Source organism: Ensifer sp. 22460 (genome assembly GCF_052044935.1).
GTDB lineage: Bacteria > Pseudomonadota > Alphaproteobacteria > Rhizobiales > Rhizobiaceae > Ensifer.
This window is the reverse complement of sequence record NZ_JBQENZ010000047.1, coordinates 12,031-28,602: the sequence shown is the minus strand read 5'-3', so window position 1 is coordinate 28,602 and position 16,572 is coordinate 12,031. Positions and strand designations below refer to the sequence as shown.

Below are 16,572 nucleotides of genomic sequence, written 5' to 3'. Positions count from 1 at the left end.
GCGCCGGCGACGCCGATGACGACCGACTTGCCCCAGCCGCGATGCGAGGCCTCGAGCGCCTGGCGCATCACCTTGGTGTTGCCGGTGCAGTCGAAGGTGTAGTCGGCGCCGCCGATCTGGTCGGCACCACGCTTGGTCATGTTGACGAGGTAGGGAACGATGTCGTCGCCGACCTCCTTCGGATTGACGAAGTGGGTCATGCCGAAGCGTTCGCCCCAGGCCTTCTTGTCGTTGTTGAGGTCGACGCCGATGATCATGTCGGCGCCGGCAAGACGCAGGCCCTGGATGACGTTGAGGCCGATGCCGCCGAGACCGAAGACGATCGCGGTCGCGCCCATCTCGACCTTGGCCGTGTTGATGACCGCACCGATGCCGGTGGTGACGCCGCAGCCGATGTAGCAGATCTTGTCGAACGGCGCGTCCGGGTTGACCTTGGCAACGGCGATCTCCGGCAGCACCGTGTAGTTGGCGAAGGTCGAGCAGCCCATGTAGTGATGGATCTTGTCCTTGCCGATCGAGAAGCGCGAGGTGCCGTCGGGCATCAGGCCCTGGCCCTGGGTCGAGCGGATCGCGGTGCAGAGATTGGTCTTGCGCGACAGGCACGACGGGCAGGAGCGGCACTCGGGCGTGTAGAGCGGAATGACGTGATCGCCCTTCTTCACCGAGGTGACGCCCGGGCCGACGTCGACGACGATGCCGGCGCCCTCATGGCCGAGGATGGCCGGGAACAGGCCTTCCGGATCGGCGCCCGACAGCGTGAAGTCGTCCGTGTGGCAGATGCCGGTGGCCTTGACCTCGATCAGCACTTCGCCGGCCTTTGGGCCTTCGAGCTGAACCGTCATGACCTCGAGCGGCTTGCCTGCCTGAACGGCAACGGCGGCGCGTACGTCCATCGTATTTCTCTTTCTCTTAAGGTTTTCAGTCACTTCAGGCGATCGGTCTTAACGGGGCAGAAAGCGTGTAAGACGGGCTTCCAAGAGCCGCACGAGCGTGATCAGCACCAGGTTGATCAGGAGATAAAGCACGCCGGCGATGGCGAATATTTCGAGGATTGCATAGGTCTGGCTCATCAACCGCTTTGCATGGCCGGTGATCTCCAGAACGGTAATGGTGGAGGCGAGGCTCGTTCCCTTGACGACGAGGACAAGCTCGTTGCCATAGGCTGGCAAGGCTTGCCGGATGGCGAGGGGAAACGTGATCCGGCGAAAGCGTAGGAGCCTCGACATGCCGCAGGCCTGCGCAGCTTCGACGAGCCCTCCCGGAATGGACATGAGGCCGCCCCGCAGGATCTCCGAAGTATAGGCAGCGGTGTTGAGAGCGAGTGCCATGACCGCGCAACGGGCGCCGTCACCGACGATCCACCAGAGCACGGGATTGTCCCGAACGAAGGCAAGCTGCCCGAGGCCGTAGTAGAAGAGGAAGAGCTGTACCAGCAGGGGCGTGCCGCGAAAAACGGTGCTGTAGCCTTTGGCAAAACTGCTCATGGCCCTGTTTTTCGTCAGGCGCATGACCGCAAGCGCCAGGCCGAGGTTAAAGCCGATGGCGACCGAGGTGATCGTCAGGATCGCGGTGAGCCATAGTCCCTTGGCGAGGGTCGGAACTGCGAGGAAAACGAGTTCGAAATCCATGACCTATTTCCTCGTACGGGGGCGCAGAAGGCGTTCGATCCAGTCGAAACCACCCTGGCTGACCAAGGTGATCGCGAGGTAGACGAGAGCGGCGATGAAATAGAAGATGAAGGGATGGCGGGTGGAACCCGCGCCGACAAACGCGGCGCGCATCAATTCCTGCAAACCGACCACGGAGACAAGAGCGGTATCCTTGATCGTGGTCTGCCAGACATTGTTCATACCCGGTACGGCAATTCGCAGCATCTGAGGGGCAATAATGCGGCGAAAAATGCGCCTGCCTGGAATCCCAAGCGCCCGCGCCGCTTCGATATGTCCGCCTGGAATGGCAGCCAGAGCACCCCGCACGACCTCCGTTGAATAGGCCCCTGAAATGGCAGCGATCGCGACGACCGCGATGGTGAAGGCGTAATAGTTGCCAGCCAGCCCCTCGTAGCCGAACGCCGCGGCGACCCGGGCCGCGAACTCGACCGAGGAGAAAAAGAGGAGATAGATGATCAGAAGCTCCGGCACGCCGCGCACGATCGACGTGTAGAAGTCCACCGCCAACGTCAGTGGGAAAAGCCGCGCCCATTTAATCAGGCCACAGGTAACGCCGATAACGATGCCAAAGGCCATGCTCGCCATGCCGAGGGCGATGGTAATCGCCGCTCCGCGCAGGATCGCCGAAACCCAGCCGCCTTCCCATACCTGCCAAAATCCAAGTTCCATCGAACCCGCCTAACCTTCGCATTGTCCTGTCGGATAAAGCCCCGGAGAAAGGAGCGGCCTGACATTCTCTCTTTCTCCGGGAGATGCCGTTGCCGTTACTGGCAGGGACGAGAGATGTCCGTCTTGAACCAGGTCTGGCTGGCCTTGCCGATCGAGCCGTCGGCGACCAGTTCGCAGAGCGCCTTGTCGATATGGGCCTTCAGTTCGGTGTTCTCATGCGCGATGCCGACGCCAATGCCCTCGCCGAGTGTCGGGTCGAAGGTGCTCAACACCTTGACGTCGACGAACTGAAAGTCCTTGCCGTCGGGACGCGCCAGGAAATCCTGAAGGGCGGAAGCATCTGCAAACGCAGCCTCGACGCGGCCGCTGGCGAGGTCGATTTGCATCTGGTCGAGTGTGTCATAGGTCTTCAGGACGGCGGATGAGGCCCGCTTTTCCATGAAATGAGCATGGGTCGTGCCAGCCTGGACGCCGACCGTGCGGCCGTCGAGCGATGTCAGCAGCGTCTCGATGTCCTTGACGCCAGCAAGATCGGAATCCTTTTTGACCACGAACATGTTGGCGAGTTCCGCATAGCCGACCGAGAAATTGATCTGCTTCTTGCGCTCGGCGGTAATCGACATGCCGGAAATGATGATGTCGAAACGCTTGGCCTTCAGCGCTGGAATGAGGCCGTCGAAGGCCTGCACGACGAAATGACACTTCATCTCCAGTTTGGCACAGAGCAGGTTTCCGACATCCGCGTCGAAGCCCGTGACGTTGCCGGTGGAGTCAGCCATGCTCCATGGCGGATATTCCCCCTCCGTTCCGATCGACAATTCGCCCTCGGCCGCCTGGGCCGCGGTGAGGCCGGTGGCGAAGAACGTGGCGAGCAATAGACTTTTCAGCTTCATGTTTTGGTTCCCCTTGCTGAGCATTCTTGTTGGCTCTTGTCCGGAGATGTCCCCGGACGGTTGATGACGGCGGAGCGTCAGAGCGTACGGGCCAGAAACTGGCGCATGCGTTCGGAACGTGGGTTCGTAAAGACCTCCGCCGGGGCACCCTCTTCCTCCACCTTTCCCTGGTGGAGGAAGAGGATCTTGTGCGAGACCTCGCGCGCGAACTGCATTTCATGCGTCACGAGGATCATCGTATTTCCTTCTTCGGCAAGCTGCCGGATCACGCGCAACACCTCGCCGACCAGCTCGGGATCGAGCGCGGAGGTCGGCTCGTCCAGGAGAATGAGCTTCGGCCGCATGGCGAGCGTGCGGGCGATTGCTGCACGCTGTTGCTGCCCGCCGGACAGCTGGCCGGGATATTGGGCGTGTTTGTCGGAGAGGCCGACCTTCTTCAGGAGAGCGTGTGCGTGGTCGACGGCTGCCTGCCGCTCCTCCTTCAGGACGTGCAGCGGCGCTTCTATGATGTTTTCGAGAACCGTCATATGTGGCCAGAGGTTGAAGTTCTGGAACACCATGCCGACGCGCGAGCGGATGCGCTCGACCTGCCGCATGTCGGAAGGTGCAGCACTGCCGTCCGGCGTTTTCTTCATGCGGATTTCTTCGCCGTCGATGATGATGCGGCCGTCGTTCGGCTGTTCGAGCAGATTGATGCAGCGCAGGAAGGTGCTCTTTCCCGAACCGGAAGAGCCGATCATCGAGACGACCTCTCCCGGCTGCGCAGAGATGTTGACGCCGTTGAGCACGGGAAGAGGGCCAAAGCGCTTGTGGATGTCGTGCACCTCGATCGCCGGCCTTTCATCCAGTTTCGGACCGCCGGCTTCCGGGTGGGCGACGACGGTGACAGCCTGCGCCGCAGGAACAGGTTTTTCGGCGCCCGCGCCGCCGACCGACTTGAGGTCTGCGAAAGCGCGGTCGAAATGGCGCAGCGAAGCCGCAAGACAAGTGCGCTGCCAGTCGGCGTCCTCGGGAATGAAGGCGGCGCGCAGGGTTTCTTTGATCTTGCTGCCGAGCTGTGTGTCGATCTTGCCGAACATATGAAGCCAGTTGTCCGCCTGAACCGCATCGGAGACCGTGGCGCCGTCGAGGGTTCCGCATTCGACAACCAGAGGCAGGACGCGTGCCTTCGGCAGCGCATTGCACACCGCGGCGGAGACATAGCCCGTGGCCGTCGCGGCGATGCCGGTATCCGTCGTCGCATTCTGGCCGGTGACGACGATCGAGAGGGCAGGGCCGAAGATGCGCCGCCCCCATTCGAGGCCGGCATGTTCACGCTCGGCGACGGAGAGGAGCGCAGGATAGCCATAGGGGCCGGCGCCAGTGTGCAGGTCGAAGACGATGACTTCGGCGGCCTGCTGAGCGAATGTCGACAGGATTTCGATGAGGGTACGGTTGGACCAGACCGGACCGTCGCCGCCGTAGAACAGACCGTCTGGAAAATCATACTGGCCGGCTTCCACGATCGGGGCGATGCCAACATAGCCGCCGAGCTGATGCTTCGCGGCTTCATAGGCTTGCGCCGCGGCATCGCGCTCCGGCCCGTCCCAGGCACGACAGACGAGCGCTCCGTGCAGGGCGGCATAGCGTTCGTTTTTCGGCGCGCCCTTCGGCCAGTCGATGAAATTGCGGTTGAGATCGACGTTGTCTTCGTTCACCCGACGCGACCAGGCGGTGCCCCAGGGGTTGATGAGGTGGATTGCCAGGACGGCGGTGTCATCGGGGAGCTGCCAGGGCGAATTCTGCGAAAGCCATGCGGTCTGGCAGGCCGAGCCGAAGGGACCCTCGACGCCATGGGTGCCGGAGATCAGCACCATCAGCTTTTCGGCATCGCTGCGCCCAAGATAGGCAACGTCGGTCGCAAGCCGCTCTCCCTTCGGGCCGTGCAACGGGTGCAGGTATTCAACCAGGCTGGCGCCAGCGGTGCGCGCGGCGGCGAGAAACCGGGCGCGCAGGGCCGAGAAATCGCCGGCGAAAAGACCGGTAGGCGTTGATGGGGACATGCGACTGGGCTCCCGGTTCATCTTATAGAGGCTTGCGTTTCCGCTCATTGTTCGTTCCCGAAGGGCTTGGAGTGCCCCTTTGTTTTGTGTGAGAGGGAGGTCGCGCGCCTATCCCTTGGCGAGAGCGCGAAGTGCGTCGAGAAATCGGTCGTTCTCCGCAGGAGTACCGATCGTTACGCGGATGAAGGTGTCATAACCTTCCTCCTTCCACGGCTTGACGATGATGCCGCTCGACAGAAAGTGCGCCATCGTCGCGGAACCGTCTCGGCCGACATCGATGAACAGGAAGTTCGTCTGCGACCTCGCTGATCTAAGCCCCATGGCGGCCACAACGTCGGCGACGCGCACCCGCTCGCGTTTCAGCATCGCGACCGAAGACGACATCCATGCCTCGTCTTCCAGTGCGGCGACGGCGGCGACCTGCGCGGCGGCGTTGACGTTGAAGGGCGTCTTGGCGGCGCTCACGGCCCGTGCGAGCCGGACATCGGATGTCACGGCATAGCCGACGCGCAAGCCCGCAAGCCCATAGGCCTTGGAAAAGGTCCGCAGCACCACCCAGGACAAGTCCGTCGCCGGGAGCGCGGAAAGGCCGTCGGGCGTGTGTTCGTCCGTGAACTCGAAATACGCCTCGTCGAGCACGAGAAGCGTTTCATGCCTGACCGCCGCGAGAATGCGCTTCAGCCCCTCACGGTCGAGCGCCGGCCCCACCGGATTGGACGGGGAGGAAAGGAAGAAAATCGCCGGCGCGCGCTCGAGAATGGCGACAATCGCCGGTATGTCGAAGTCCAGGTCCGGCCGCATCGCGACTTTTTCAACCTTGGCGCCATTGGCTAGAGCTTCGATCTCGTGCAGCCCGAAGCCGGGACAGACCGTGCCCACGACGGCGCCGGGACGCAGCACCGCGCGACAGACTGCGGCGATCATCTCCTCCGAGCCGTTACCGGCGACGATGCGATCAGCGGAAATGCCGAGCTTCTGGCTGAGCGCTGCGCGCAGCGTTGTGCAGGCTGGGTCGGAGTAGCGTGAGGGATCGAGGTTCGCGAGTGCTGCTGCAACACGCGGCGAACAGCCATCCGGATTTTCGTTGCTGGCAAGCGCCGCGATGTCTTGGCGACCGCTTTGTTGTCGCGCCGCGGCAATGTTCATGCCGGCATTATATGGCGGCAGGCCGGCGACATGGGGATTGAGCGGGATTTCGGAATGGAGCGGTTTTGTCACGGATCCTCCTTCGGGGATTGGACAGCCTGGTTCAGGCCGCAGCCTCTTGTTCTGGGCGGTCAGAGGTCGAGCACGATCGAGGATTTCGGTCGGGTGCAGCAAAGCAGCACGCGGTCTGCCGGCACCTCGTCGAGAGGTTCCTCGAAATAGTCGACTTCGCCCGAGACGAGACCCTGTTCACAGGTCCCGCATACCCCAGCCCTGCAGGAGAATTCGGGCTCGATGCCCTCAGCCTCCAGGAAGGCGAGGATGGATTCGCTCCCGCTATCCCAGGTCAGACTTTGGCCCGACTTTTGAAGGACGACGTGCAAGCCATCCCCCCCGGTGGTTGGTTCGGCAGTGCGCGTCACGGCACGTCGCGCCGTGGTTTGCCCCGTCTCCGATAGAAGGCTCGCCGGCCCGAAGAACTCATAGGCGATGCGTTCCTTGCGCACCCCCAGGTCGATCAGAATGCTGTAAAGGGCCCGCATGAAGGGCGGTGGCCCACACATGTAGATGTCGTAGTCGTCGAGCGGGAGAAGTCCCTGAAGCGTGGCGCGCGTCAGGAAACCCGTCGAATGGCATAGGGGAGCCTCGAGGTCGCTGCTTGCGGCTTGGCGGTAGCAGAAGTGCAGAGTGATGCCAGTCCTCAAGGCGGCCAAATCCTCGACCTCTGCCCGCAGGGCATGGACGGCGGCGCTGTCGCAGGCATGAATGAACCAGACGCGGCGGTCGCTTTCCCGTGCCAGCACATCCAGCATCGAGACTGTCGGGGTCAACCCGACGCCGCCGGAAAGGAGCACCACGGGCCGGGAACTCGCGCTGTCGAGCTTGAATGCGCCACGCGGCGGGTCGATCTCGACGAGGGCGCCGGGTTCGATTTGGTCATGGAGCCAGCAGGAGCTCAATCCCTCCGGCACGCCTGGCGAAGGGGCAGCCTCTCGCTTCACGGTGATCCGATACGTACCCTCCTCGCGGGGCGAGGAAGAGACGGTGTAGTTGCGCAGGACATGTCCGCCCTTGCGGCCGGGTACGCGGATCGTCAGGAACTGTCCCGGCTCGAATGACCGCCAGTGCTGCGGCTCGACAGGGGCGAGACGGAATGACGTGATGGTGTCGCTTTCGCGTACCTTCGAGACGACTTCGAAGGGGCGGAAGCGTGAGGCCGCGGCATCGAACATCCGGATCAAACCCTATTCAGCAGCAGCGCTTGTCGGATCGGCTTGCGCTTCGGCGGCAATCAGCTGGGCCAATTTGCGCCGGAAGCGCATCGGACCGACATCGATCTTCAGGTCGAGGTTCGGCGTCTGCATGTTGGCCATTCCGTAATGGACAGCCTCCAGGACAACGCGATCTTCCTCGAAGGCGCCGCGTACGGATTTGGCAAAGCTCGCCGATACTTTTTCGTCATCAGGCGCGAAGTTGCGCATCTGGAACCAGTAGTATTTGGTCCGGTTCTCATCGACCGGGGTCATGAAGTTGTAGCTGTCCATGAGGAAGGTGTTCTCAGGAAGCACGCTGCCTTCGCCACCCGTATGGGCGGGCGCGAAAATCGCCTTGATGATCGCGTTGCTCGGATAGCGCACCTCGTAGTGCTGCTTGCGGTCGGTGTTGCCCTTAAACTGCAGGAAGGGCGCATAGAACGGGGCCGGTTCCGAGTCGATCATCCAGCGCCAGACGGTGACGCCGTCGTCCTTCACGGTCGTCTCAAGCGGCGTTTCCTCGCAGGCAGAGCTTGCGAAGGACGACTGGTGGACCCAGGCGACATGGGACGGGTCGAGCAGGTTGTCCGTCATGTAGAGGTAATTGCAGTTGAGGGTCATCGACTCGCCGCGATTGATGCCCCACGCGGGGTCACCGAAATGCTCGACTTCGAAGATATCCTTCGGATCCGCCTGAGCGGCATTGCCCATCCAGATCCAGAGCAGCCCGTAGCGCTCATGGACCGCGTAGGAGCGCACCTTGGCGACGTGCGGAATGCGCTCGGCGCCTGGCACCCGCGTGCAGGTTCCAGAACAGTCGAAGGTGAGGCCGTGGTAGCCGCATTCCACGTCGTCACCCTTGATGCGTCCCATGGAGAGCGGCAATTTCCGATGAGGACAGGCATCCTCGAGGGCGGCGGCCCGACCGTCCTGCTTGCGGTAAAGGACGATGTTTTCGCCGAGTATCGTAATGGGCTTCAGCTCGCGGCCGACTTCGTGGTCCCAGGCTGCAACGTACCAGGCATTCTTGAGAAACATTTCGCTCTCCTTGCGTTTTGTTAAGCGAATGTTCGACGTTTTCTTTGTGCCAACAAGTTGCCAACGCCTGCGTTCTTTTTTAGAAAATCTAAATTGGAGTGGCTGGACGAGGAGAGTTGTGCGATGCCGAACCCGTCGTTGCGGGGCTTGCAGGCCTTTGAAGCAATCGGTCGATGTGGCTCGGTTAGTGCCGCCGCTGAAGATCTCGGCGTTTCGCCCGGCGCCGTGAGCCAACTGGTCCGAAACCTGGAACAATGTCTTGGCCTGACATTGCTGGAGCGCCGCGGGCGGCGGGTTGAACTGTCTTCATGGGGACGGCTGTACTATCGCGAGGTCGCGAAAGGCTTTCAGCAACTCTCCCATGCCGCGAACGTCCTCACCCGCGCCAGGAATGAGACCAGCATCGTTCTAAGTGCGCTGACGTCGGTCGCCAACAAGTGGGTCAATCGCAAAATCTTCGACTGGCAATTACTCTGTCCGGAATCGAGCGTGCGCATCCTCGGCCAGGAGCAGGAGCCCCGCATCGGTATCGAGCAGGTGGATTTCCGCATCACCTACGGTCGACGGTCCTATGTCCACGAACATGTGGCCAATCTGTTTACGGACTGGATCGTTCCGGCTTGCTCGCCAACGCTGATCGCGGGACGCAGCCTCGAAACTCCGCGCGATATCCTGAAGTTTCCCCTCCTCAACGTGGAGTGGGAGGATGACTACAAGGCTTCGCCGCAATGGAATGACTGGGCGGCGTTGGTCAACGCCGATGGCGGCCAGAAATTCTCGGGTCTCTCCTTTACTCTGTCGAGCAGTGCCATCGACGCGGCCGTAAACGGCAGGGGTTTCGTCCTCGCCCAGGTTTCCATGGTCAAGGACGAGATCGCGTCCGGGACCCTGATTGTTCCCTTCGATATTCGTATGAAACTGCCGGAGAGTTACTATCTGGCCTGGGACCGCGCTGCTCTCGAAAAGCCGTTTGGACAGATGTTTCACAAATGGCTGCTCGGGGTTGCGAGACAACAAGATCAAATGTCGGCGCCGATCCCAAGTTAAGACACGCTAAAATGCTCTTAACTTTGAAGAAAATGGCTCCTCACTCTGCCACGGTGCAGGCCGCCATCCACCCCTTCGCGCACGAGGTTGCCCCACAAACCCTAATGGCTCCGGAAGATCCCACCCGATATGGTGCGATGATACCATTACGAAGGTAACAGTTCGTTCAACGCGCTATGATCTCGTGGACTGCAACGGCAACGAGAATTGTGCCTGCGGCGGCCTCCACGGCTTTCGACATCTTGGTTAGAAGTTCATGCCGCGTGGCGAGCAGGCTCGCTAATCGCGTGCGGAAGAACACCGTTGCCAGCGCGACGCCGGAGAGCGTCAAGGCGACCCCGGTCATCATCACGATTGCAAACATGATGCCTGCCTCGGGGACACCGCGGGACATGGCGAAGGTCATGACGAAGAGTGTCAGCGGACAGGGGATGAGGCCCGCCATGAGACCGACGGCGACGTGTTCTCCTTCGCCGTGAAAATGTGGTGGCCGGAACAATGCGCTCCAGAGCATCCAGGCTCCGATCACTCCCAACAGACCGCGACTTATGTCCTCAAGCAGCGGGGCCGAACCAGCGCTTCCGAGCATGACCGAGACCAGTGGTAGCGAGAACAACGCGATGAGGACGGCCATGGTAACGTGGGTGACCGACAGCGCGATCGAAACCGTGAGCCCGCTTGTGAGCCCGGCTGACGACCCGGTCAGATAGGTGGCGAGCAGAGCCTTGCTGTGGCCCGGTGTCAACGCATGCACTGCGCCAAAGACGATCCCCATCGGTAGGAACGCGAGGAAGGCACTCCAGCCGCCGCCATTCGCGAAGGCTTTGATATGCTCCGCGAAGGCGAGATAGATGTCCCGCTGGGTGTCTATGATTGTCTGCAGCAAGCTCTTATGCCCAGTTCAGTGCGACGCCAGCGATAGAGAAGGTTTGGCGCAACTCCATGCCGCCGAGCCGCAGAGGAAACCGTCTCCCCTGGGGCATAGCTCTCCTCGATGATCTGCAGTTTAAGTTCCGTTGTCCAGCGTCGCCGCCGGACGTCGCCCCGCAGATAGGGCCACTCGGTGAGTTCCGTGCCGCTGTCAAAGGGAATCGACCGGCGGGCGAGATGGGACAGGGACTGCCGAGCTTGGATCAGCCCGTCCAAGCCGCGACTGACGGTCGTGTTGCGCTGGAATACCGCAAAGCGGCTGCCCCGCTCAACAGCGACGTCACATTGGCCTTCCCGAATTCTTCTTGCGAAACCGAATGAGATCACACTCCCAATGACCGAACTGCTTGCGCCGGCGACAGTGTCCGGACGGTGGAGAATATTGAGTTCCGGGCTGAAGCGGCGTCGTATCGAGACCCAGCAGGCGGACGCGAGCGATAGCCAAAAGCACATCGAGGGCGAAATGCGTCAACAGCGGGGCAGACCCGCCGAAGCGCCGGCTGTGCCGGCCCTTCGGCTGCGACGAGCCAACGAAAACCGCCTTTGAGCCAAGGCGCAAAACCTCCCGCGCCCCTAATGGTTTCCCGCCTCGTTGGAACTTCGAGCCGACATCAAGATTTATGGTTTGGAAGGTTGGAGGTTATTCATGACGAACTTCAACAACATCCCCGTCGCAGAATTTGCCGCCCGGCTTACAGCGATGACAGAGGACGAGGTTTTTTCTGTCATGAACGATCTGGAGGCTGCAAGCGAATCCGTTGAAGGCACGGAACGCGATGAGGTGCTGTCGCGGATTGGATTAATCGAGGAAGAAATCGGAAAGCGCTTTCCGGGTCAGTTGCTGGCGCCGTATCGGGACTGGAAAAAACGCAACCGCTGAAATGAGCCCCTGAATAAAACCATATCAGGAGACATCGAATGGCCGACGTCAGCAACACTGCGATCAGAGCGACTATCCAAACCCGAGAAGCGGCAGATCTTGCCGACGAACACTTCGTTCAACACTGCATCTCGAGGCCTGACGTCTTCATTGCGTCGGCAAGTGACCGCAACACATCAGGCTCCGCGCTATCGGGTGGGGACGCTTCTCATGGAGGACGCGCTCGTTGCGACATGCCGGCCGCAGGCGAGATCGAGGCCTCGGCGGATATCGCATCCAGCGACGTTGCCACCGTCCGCAGTCTCGGTGACGCCGGCGCGCTCCGTGTATCGAGGCACTGAGCATGACCGACAATCTCTCGAAATATCGTGCCAAGCGCGATTTCCAGAAGACCAGCGAACCGAGCGGTGAGGCCCACGTCAAGCCTTCCAGTCGCCGGCGGTTCGTGATCCAGAAGCACGATGCCACCCGTCTTCACTATGACCTGCGGCTCGAACTCGGCGGGGTGTTCAAGTCCTGGGCCGTGACCAAGGGCCCCTCCCTTGACCCGCACGACAAGCGGCTGGCGGTTGAGGTCGAAGATCACCCGCTCGACTATGGTGACTTCGAAGGCACGATCCCCAAGGGCCAATACGGCGGCGGTACGGTGATGTTGTGGGACCGTGGCTATTGGGAGCCGGAAGGCAGGAAGTCGCCGGAAGATGCCTTGAGGAAGGGAGACCTCAAGTTCACGCTCGAGGGCAAGCGTCTGCACGGCAGCTTCGTTCTGGTCCGGATGCGCAACGACCGCGACCGCGAAAAAAGGACCAACTGGCTGCTGATTAAGCATCACGACGATCATTCCGTCGAGGAGAACGGCGCCGCGATCCTTGAGGAAAATGCCACTTCGGTTGCCTCCGGCCGCAGCATGGAGCAGATCGCCGAAGGCAAGGGACGAAAACCGCGCCCGTTCATGATGGCGAATGCAGGTGTCGAGGCCGACGCCGTCTGGGACAGCAAGCATGGCCTCGCGGCCGACCAGCGTAAGAAGTGGTTGAAGGCTGCGACTTCTATCCCCGCCGACCTGCCGGAGTTCATTGATCCGCAGCTTTGCGATAAGCTTGACCGGCCACCGGCCGGCCATGACTGGCTGCACGAGATTAAGTTCGATGGCTACCGGATTCAGGTGCGGGTTGCTGATGGCAAGGCGACGCTGAAGACCCGCAAGGGTCTGGACTGGACAGCGAAATACCTCGAGATTGCGGAGGCTGCTTCCGTACTGCCCGATTGCATCATCGATGGCGAGATCTGCGCGCTCGATGAGAACGGCGCTCCTGATTTTGCGGCCCTGCAAGCGGCCCTGGCGGAGGGAACGACCGGCAATTTGGTCTACTTCGCCTTCGACCTGCTGTTCGACGGCGATGAGGACTTGCGGTCGATGCGATTGGTCGAGCGAAAGGAGCGGCTTCAGAGCCTGCTCAATGGGGCGACTGACGATCCCCGCATCCGCTATGTCGAACATTTCGAATCCGGCGGCGACGCGGTGCTGCGGTCCGCCTGCAAGCTGCATCTCGAGGGCGTCATCTCCAAGCAGATTGATGCGCCCTATCAATCGGGCCGCACCGAAACCTGGGCGAAGTCGAAATGCCGCGCCGGCCATGAGGTAGTTATCGGCGGTTACGCCAAAACCAACGGCAAGTTCCGGTCTCTTCTCGTCGGCGTCCACCGTGGCGAACACTTCGTCTATGTCGGTCGTATCGGAACCGGCTACGGCGCCAGGAAAGTCGAGATGCTGCTACCGAAACTGAAGGCGATCGAGACGGCGAGATCGCCGTTTACGGGTATCGGCGCTCCGAAGAAGCAGGCCGAAGTTGTCTGGTTGAAGCCCGAGCTGGTCGCCGAAATCGAATTCGAAGGGTGGACGGCAGATGGCCTCGTCCGTCAGGCAGCGTTCAAGGGGCTGCGCGAGGACAAGCCGGCGAAGGAGGTCGAGGTCGAGAAGCCGGCATCTCCCGGTAAAACCGACACGCCCGAGCCTGCGACGGCTGCCAGCGCCAGACCCGTCCGGCGCAAAGGCGCCAAGGCAGAGGTCATGGGCGTCCTCATTTCCAACCCGGACAAGCCATTGTGGCCGGACGCTGGTGATGGCGAGCCCGTCACCAAGGAAGATCTGGCGCGCTATTACGAGGCGGTCGGCGTCTGGCTGATCGAGCACATCAAGGGCCGGCCCTGTTCGATCATTCGGGCGCCCGACGGGATCGGCGGAGAACAGTTCTTCCAGCGGCATGCGATGCCCGGCACCTCCAACCTCCTTGAGCTGGTGCAAGTCTTCGGCGACAAGAAGCCTTACCTGCAGATCGATCGGATCGAGGGGTTGGCGGCGATCGCCCAGATCGGCGGTGTCGAGCTGCATCCGTGGAATTGCGACCCCGGCAAGCTGGAAGTACCCGGCCGCCTGGTGTTTGACCTTGATCCCGGGCCCGACGTGCCGTTCTCGACCGTGGTCGCGGCCGCGCGTGAAATGCGCGCCCGGCTCGAAGAACTCGGCCTCGTCAGTTTCTGCAAGACGACCGGCGGTAAGGGACTGCATGTCGTCACGCCTCTTGCCGTCAACAAGCGCAAACCGCTGTCCTGGACCGAGGCCAAAGACTTCGCGCACGACGTCTGTCAGCAGATGGCGCGCGACAAGCCCGATCTCTATCTCCTCAAGATGACCAAGAGCCTGAGGGGCGGCAGGATCTTCCTCGACTATCTCCGCAACGATCGTATGGCGACGGCCGTTGCGCCGCTGTCACCGCGCGCGCGGCCCGGCGCCACGGTTTCGATGCCGCTGACCTGGACGCAGGTGAAATCCGATCTCGACCGGAAGCGATTTACCGTCCGCACCGTGCCGGCGCTGCTTGCGAAAGCCTCGGCCTGGCAGGACTATTGCGACGGCGAGCGTCCGCTTGAGCAGGCGATAAAGCGGCTCGGAAAATCAAGTCGGTCAGCGTGATCTATGAACCGTGTTTGCCAGGGGATGTGACATGGGCATGGAACCGAAGGACACATCCGAGCCACGCCCGCGTGAGGGTGCTACCACCGACCTGCCGCATGACCGGATAACGGTCGTCCGGCTCCGACCGGGCGCTCCCCGCAAGGGTTAAGCGCCCGGTCTTTTTCAGCCGGGTGGCTTCTCGTTCATGTCGAAGACAGCGGCATTATCCTGGATCTCGCGCAGGCCCTTGAAGGATGCGTGCCGCAAATTGCCGTCATGGGTCCACCCGCGAAACTCAATCTCGGCAATCAATGTCGGCTGGGCGAACACCACGTCCTTGGCTTTGAGCGGTACGACCGGCCGCTTGGTCTTCAGCTTGTCGAGCTTGGCGCGCAGTTCTTCGGCATCCTTGGTTTTAAACCCGGTGCCAACTGAGCCGACATAGACCCAGTCATGCCCCTTGCGACCGGCGAGAAGCAGGATGCCGATGCCGCCGCGTGCAACGGCGGACTGCTCGTAGCCGACGATCATGAAGCTTTCGCTCTGGACGCATTTGATCTTCAGCCAGTCGCCTGTACGGCCCGAGCGATAGGGCTGATCCCGATGCTTGGCAACGATGCCCTCGAGCCCAAGCGAGCAGGCATTTGCCAGAAGTGCTGCGCCATCGCCATGCATCTCCTCCGATAGCTGGATCGCGCCCGTGGCGCCGTCGAGGAAATCATCGAGCAGATGCCGGCGGACGGAAAGCTCGGTTCGTGTGAGATCGTGGCCGTCGAAATACAAAAGATCGAAAGCGAAGAACACCGACTCTGTCGACGACCGCTTCCCGCCGCGTCCGCCAAGCGAACGCTGCAACGCCCCGAAATCCGAACGCCCCTTCTCATCGAGCACGACAGCCTCGCCATCGAGAATGGCCGTTCCTGCGCCCAGCTTTCGTGCTGCCGTGGCGATCGCCGGAAAACGGTGCGTCCAGTCGTGACCGCCGCGGGTGATGATCCGAACGCCCTTGGGCTCGATGTGGATCGCCAGACGATAGCCGTCCCATTTTACCTCGAAGGCCCAATCTCGACCTTTGGGCGGCACGGTCTTCAGGAGGGCCAGGCACGGCTCGATGCGCTCGGGCATCGGATCGAACGGAAGATGGGGTTGCGCTGGATCGCGCGGCCGGGCCGGTTTCGACTTCAAAAGCTGTTCGTCCTGAAGCAGCGGCTTGGTGCGGCGGCTCATCTGCCGCCCCGCCTTTCGGCCGCGACCGATTTCTTCAGGGCGTCCATGATATTGACGACGTTGCTGGCTGGCGACGACGGCTGCGGTTTGGCCTTGCCTTTGGCCGGCTTCTTCAGCGTCTTCTTCTTGGCGGCGATGATATCGAGCAGCCGCTCCTGGACAGGGTCGGCTACCATTTTCGCACTCCAGTCCTTCGTCTGCTTTTTGATCAGTTGCTGGACCAACGGCATCATCTCGGAATCGGCTTTCCCATCGCCGATCGCCTCGAAATAGCTATCCTCATCGCGAACCTCGTCCCCATAACGCAGCGTCCAGAGCACGATACCCTTTCCGCGTGGCTCCAGCATGACGGCGCGCTCGCGCCGCGAGATCACCAGCCGGGAAATGCCGACCATGTTCTGGGCTTCCATCGCGTCGCGGATGACCGAAAATGCTTCCTCGCCGACCGGGTCGTCAGGGGAAAGATAATAGGGCGTGTCGAGCCAGATCCACTCAATGCTGTCGCGTGGCGTGAAGGTGGAAATGTCGATTGTCCTGGTGCTCTCCAACGCCACGTTCTCCAGTTCCTCGTCTTCGAGAATGATGTATTCGTCCTCGCCGCGCTGATAGCCTTTGACCTCGTCTTCTTCCTTCACCTCCTTGCCGGTGACCGAGTCGACATAATGGCTGACGACGCGGTTCTGGGTCTGGCGATTGAGGGTATGAAAACGGACCTTCTCGCTTTCGGATGTCGCCGGCATCATCTGCACTGGGCAGGTGACGAGCGAAAGTTTTAGATAGCCTTTCCAGTGAGGGCGGATGGCCATAACGTCACCCTCCGA

At 61.5% G+C, this 16,572-nt stretch carries 16 protein-coding genes and 1 pseudogene; 5 read left to right on the top strand and 12 right to left on the bottom strand.

Annotation, left to right across the window (positions count from 1 at the left end):
* The 8 genes from ACTJKM_RS34500 to ACTJKM_RS34465 form a co-directional block, all read right to left on the bottom strand.
* The coding region (locus ACTJKM_RS34500) for an alcohol dehydrogenase catalytic domain-containing protein (protein ID WP_440661836.1) at positions 1 to 893 on the bottom strand (893 nt) is incomplete at its 3' end.
* 48 nt (positions 894 to 941) lie between these two features.
* Positions 942 to 1,628 (bottom strand): ABC transporter permease, encoded by a 687-nt coding sequence (locus ACTJKM_RS34495; RefSeq protein ID WP_058329501.1) that lies wholly within the window; start codon positions 1,626 to 1,628, stop codon positions 942 to 944.
* Between the two features lie 3 nt (positions 1,629 to 1,631).
* A complete protein-coding gene (locus tag ACTJKM_RS34490) occupies positions 1,632 to 2,339 on the bottom strand; it encodes an ABC transporter permease (protein WP_058329500.1) in 708 nt (235 codons plus the stop codon).
* Positions 2,340 to 2,434: 95 nt separating this feature from the next.
* Positions 2,435 to 3,232: a transporter substrate-binding domain-containing protein gene (locus ACTJKM_RS34485; RefSeq protein ID WP_058329499.1), complete on the bottom strand. Its 798-nt coding sequence runs from the start codon at positions 3,230 to 3,232 to the stop codon at positions 2,435 to 2,437.
* 77 nt (positions 3,233 to 3,309) lie between these two features.
* The gene (locus tag ACTJKM_RS34480) at positions 3,310 to 5,274 is read right to left on the bottom strand and encodes a DUF2817 domain-containing protein (RefSeq protein WP_156437095.1); all 1,965 of its coding nucleotides are present in this window, start codon (positions 5,272 to 5,274) and stop codon (positions 3,310 to 3,312) included.
* Positions 5,275 to 5,382: 108 nt separating this feature from the next.
* On the bottom strand, positions 5,383 to 6,492 hold the full coding sequence (gene hisC, locus ACTJKM_RS34475) for a histidinol-phosphate transaminase (RefSeq protein ID WP_063893430.1): 1,110 nt from the start codon (positions 6,490 to 6,492) through the stop codon (positions 5,383 to 5,385).
* Between the two features lie 59 nt (positions 6,493 to 6,551).
* A complete protein-coding gene (locus ACTJKM_RS34470; protein ID WP_058329498.1) occupies positions 6,552 to 7,652 on the bottom strand; it encodes an FAD-binding oxidoreductase in 1,101 nt (366 codons plus the stop codon).
* Between the two features lie 12 nt (positions 7,653 to 7,664).
* On the bottom strand, positions 7,665 to 8,711 hold the full coding sequence (locus ACTJKM_RS34465; protein WP_058329497.1) for an aromatic ring-hydroxylating dioxygenase subunit alpha: 1,047 nt from the start codon (positions 8,709 to 8,711) through the stop codon (positions 7,665 to 7,667).
* A gap of 123 nt (positions 8,712 to 8,834) precedes the next feature.
* Here ACTJKM_RS34465 and ACTJKM_RS34460 point away from each other — a divergent pair, with 123 nt between their 5' ends.
* Positions 8,835 to 9,758, top strand: a complete 924-nt coding sequence (locus ACTJKM_RS34460; RefSeq protein WP_058329496.1) for a LysR family transcriptional regulator — start codon at positions 8,835 to 8,837, stop codon at positions 9,756 to 9,758.
* Positions 9,759 to 9,924: 166 nt separating this feature from the next.
* On the opposite strand, the gene ACTJKM_RS34455 is transcribed toward ACTJKM_RS34460, so the two are convergent.
* Positions 9,925 to 10,644, bottom strand: coding sequence for a HoxN/HupN/NixA family nickel/cobalt transporter (locus ACTJKM_RS34455; protein WP_058329495.1), 720 nt, complete (start codon positions 10,642 to 10,644; stop codon positions 9,925 to 9,927).
* Between the two features lie 11 nt (positions 10,645 to 10,655).
* A pseudogene (locus ACTJKM_RS34450) lies at positions 10,656 to 10,850 on the bottom strand (transposase); the annotation flags it as partial.
* Positions 10,851 to 11,022: 172 nt separating this feature from the next.
* Here ACTJKM_RS34450 and ACTJKM_RS34445 point away from each other — a divergent pair.
* From ACTJKM_RS34445 to ligD (ACTJKM_RS34430), 4 genes are all read left to right on the top strand, one after another.
* Positions 11,023 to 11,235 (top strand): hypothetical protein, encoded by a 213-nt coding sequence (locus ACTJKM_RS34445; RefSeq protein ID WP_156437093.1) that lies wholly within the window; start codon positions 11,023 to 11,025, stop codon positions 11,233 to 11,235.
* 99 nt (positions 11,236 to 11,334) lie between these two features.
* The gene (locus tag ACTJKM_RS34440; RefSeq protein ID WP_058329494.1) at positions 11,335 to 11,568 is read left to right on the top strand and encodes a hypothetical protein; all 234 of its coding nucleotides are present in this window, start codon (positions 11,335 to 11,337) and stop codon (positions 11,566 to 11,568) included.
* A 38-nt stretch (positions 11,569 to 11,606) separates the two neighbouring features.
* Complete coding sequence (locus tag ACTJKM_RS34435) at positions 11,607 to 11,909, top strand: hypothetical protein (RefSeq protein ID WP_058329493.1); 303 nt, start codon at positions 11,607 to 11,609, stop codon at positions 11,907 to 11,909.
* Between the two features lie 2 nt (positions 11,910 to 11,911).
* Positions 11,912 to 14,542: a DNA ligase D gene (gene ligD, locus ACTJKM_RS34430; RefSeq protein WP_058329492.1), complete on the top strand. Its 2,631-nt coding sequence runs from the start codon at positions 11,912 to 11,914 to the stop codon at positions 14,540 to 14,542.
* A 165-nt stretch (positions 14,543 to 14,707) separates the two neighbouring features.
* Here the strand turns inward: ligD (ACTJKM_RS34430) and ligD (ACTJKM_RS34425) are convergent, their stop codons facing one another.
* Together ligD (ACTJKM_RS34425) and ku are read right to left on the bottom strand one after the other, a co-directional pair.
* The gene (ligD, locus tag ACTJKM_RS34425) at positions 14,708 to 15,751 is read right to left on the bottom strand and encodes a non-homologous end-joining DNA ligase (protein ID WP_058329491.1); all 1,044 of its coding nucleotides are present in this window, start codon (positions 15,749 to 15,751) and stop codon (positions 14,708 to 14,710) included.
* Positions 15,748 to 16,557 (bottom strand): non-homologous end joining protein Ku, encoded by an 810-nt coding sequence (gene ku, locus ACTJKM_RS34420; protein ID WP_058329490.1) that lies wholly within the window; start codon positions 16,555 to 16,557, stop codon positions 15,748 to 15,750. The genes ligD (ACTJKM_RS34425) and ku overlap by 4 nt, the downstream gene beginning before the upstream one ends.
* Positions 16,558 to 16,572 lie beyond the last annotated feature (15 nt).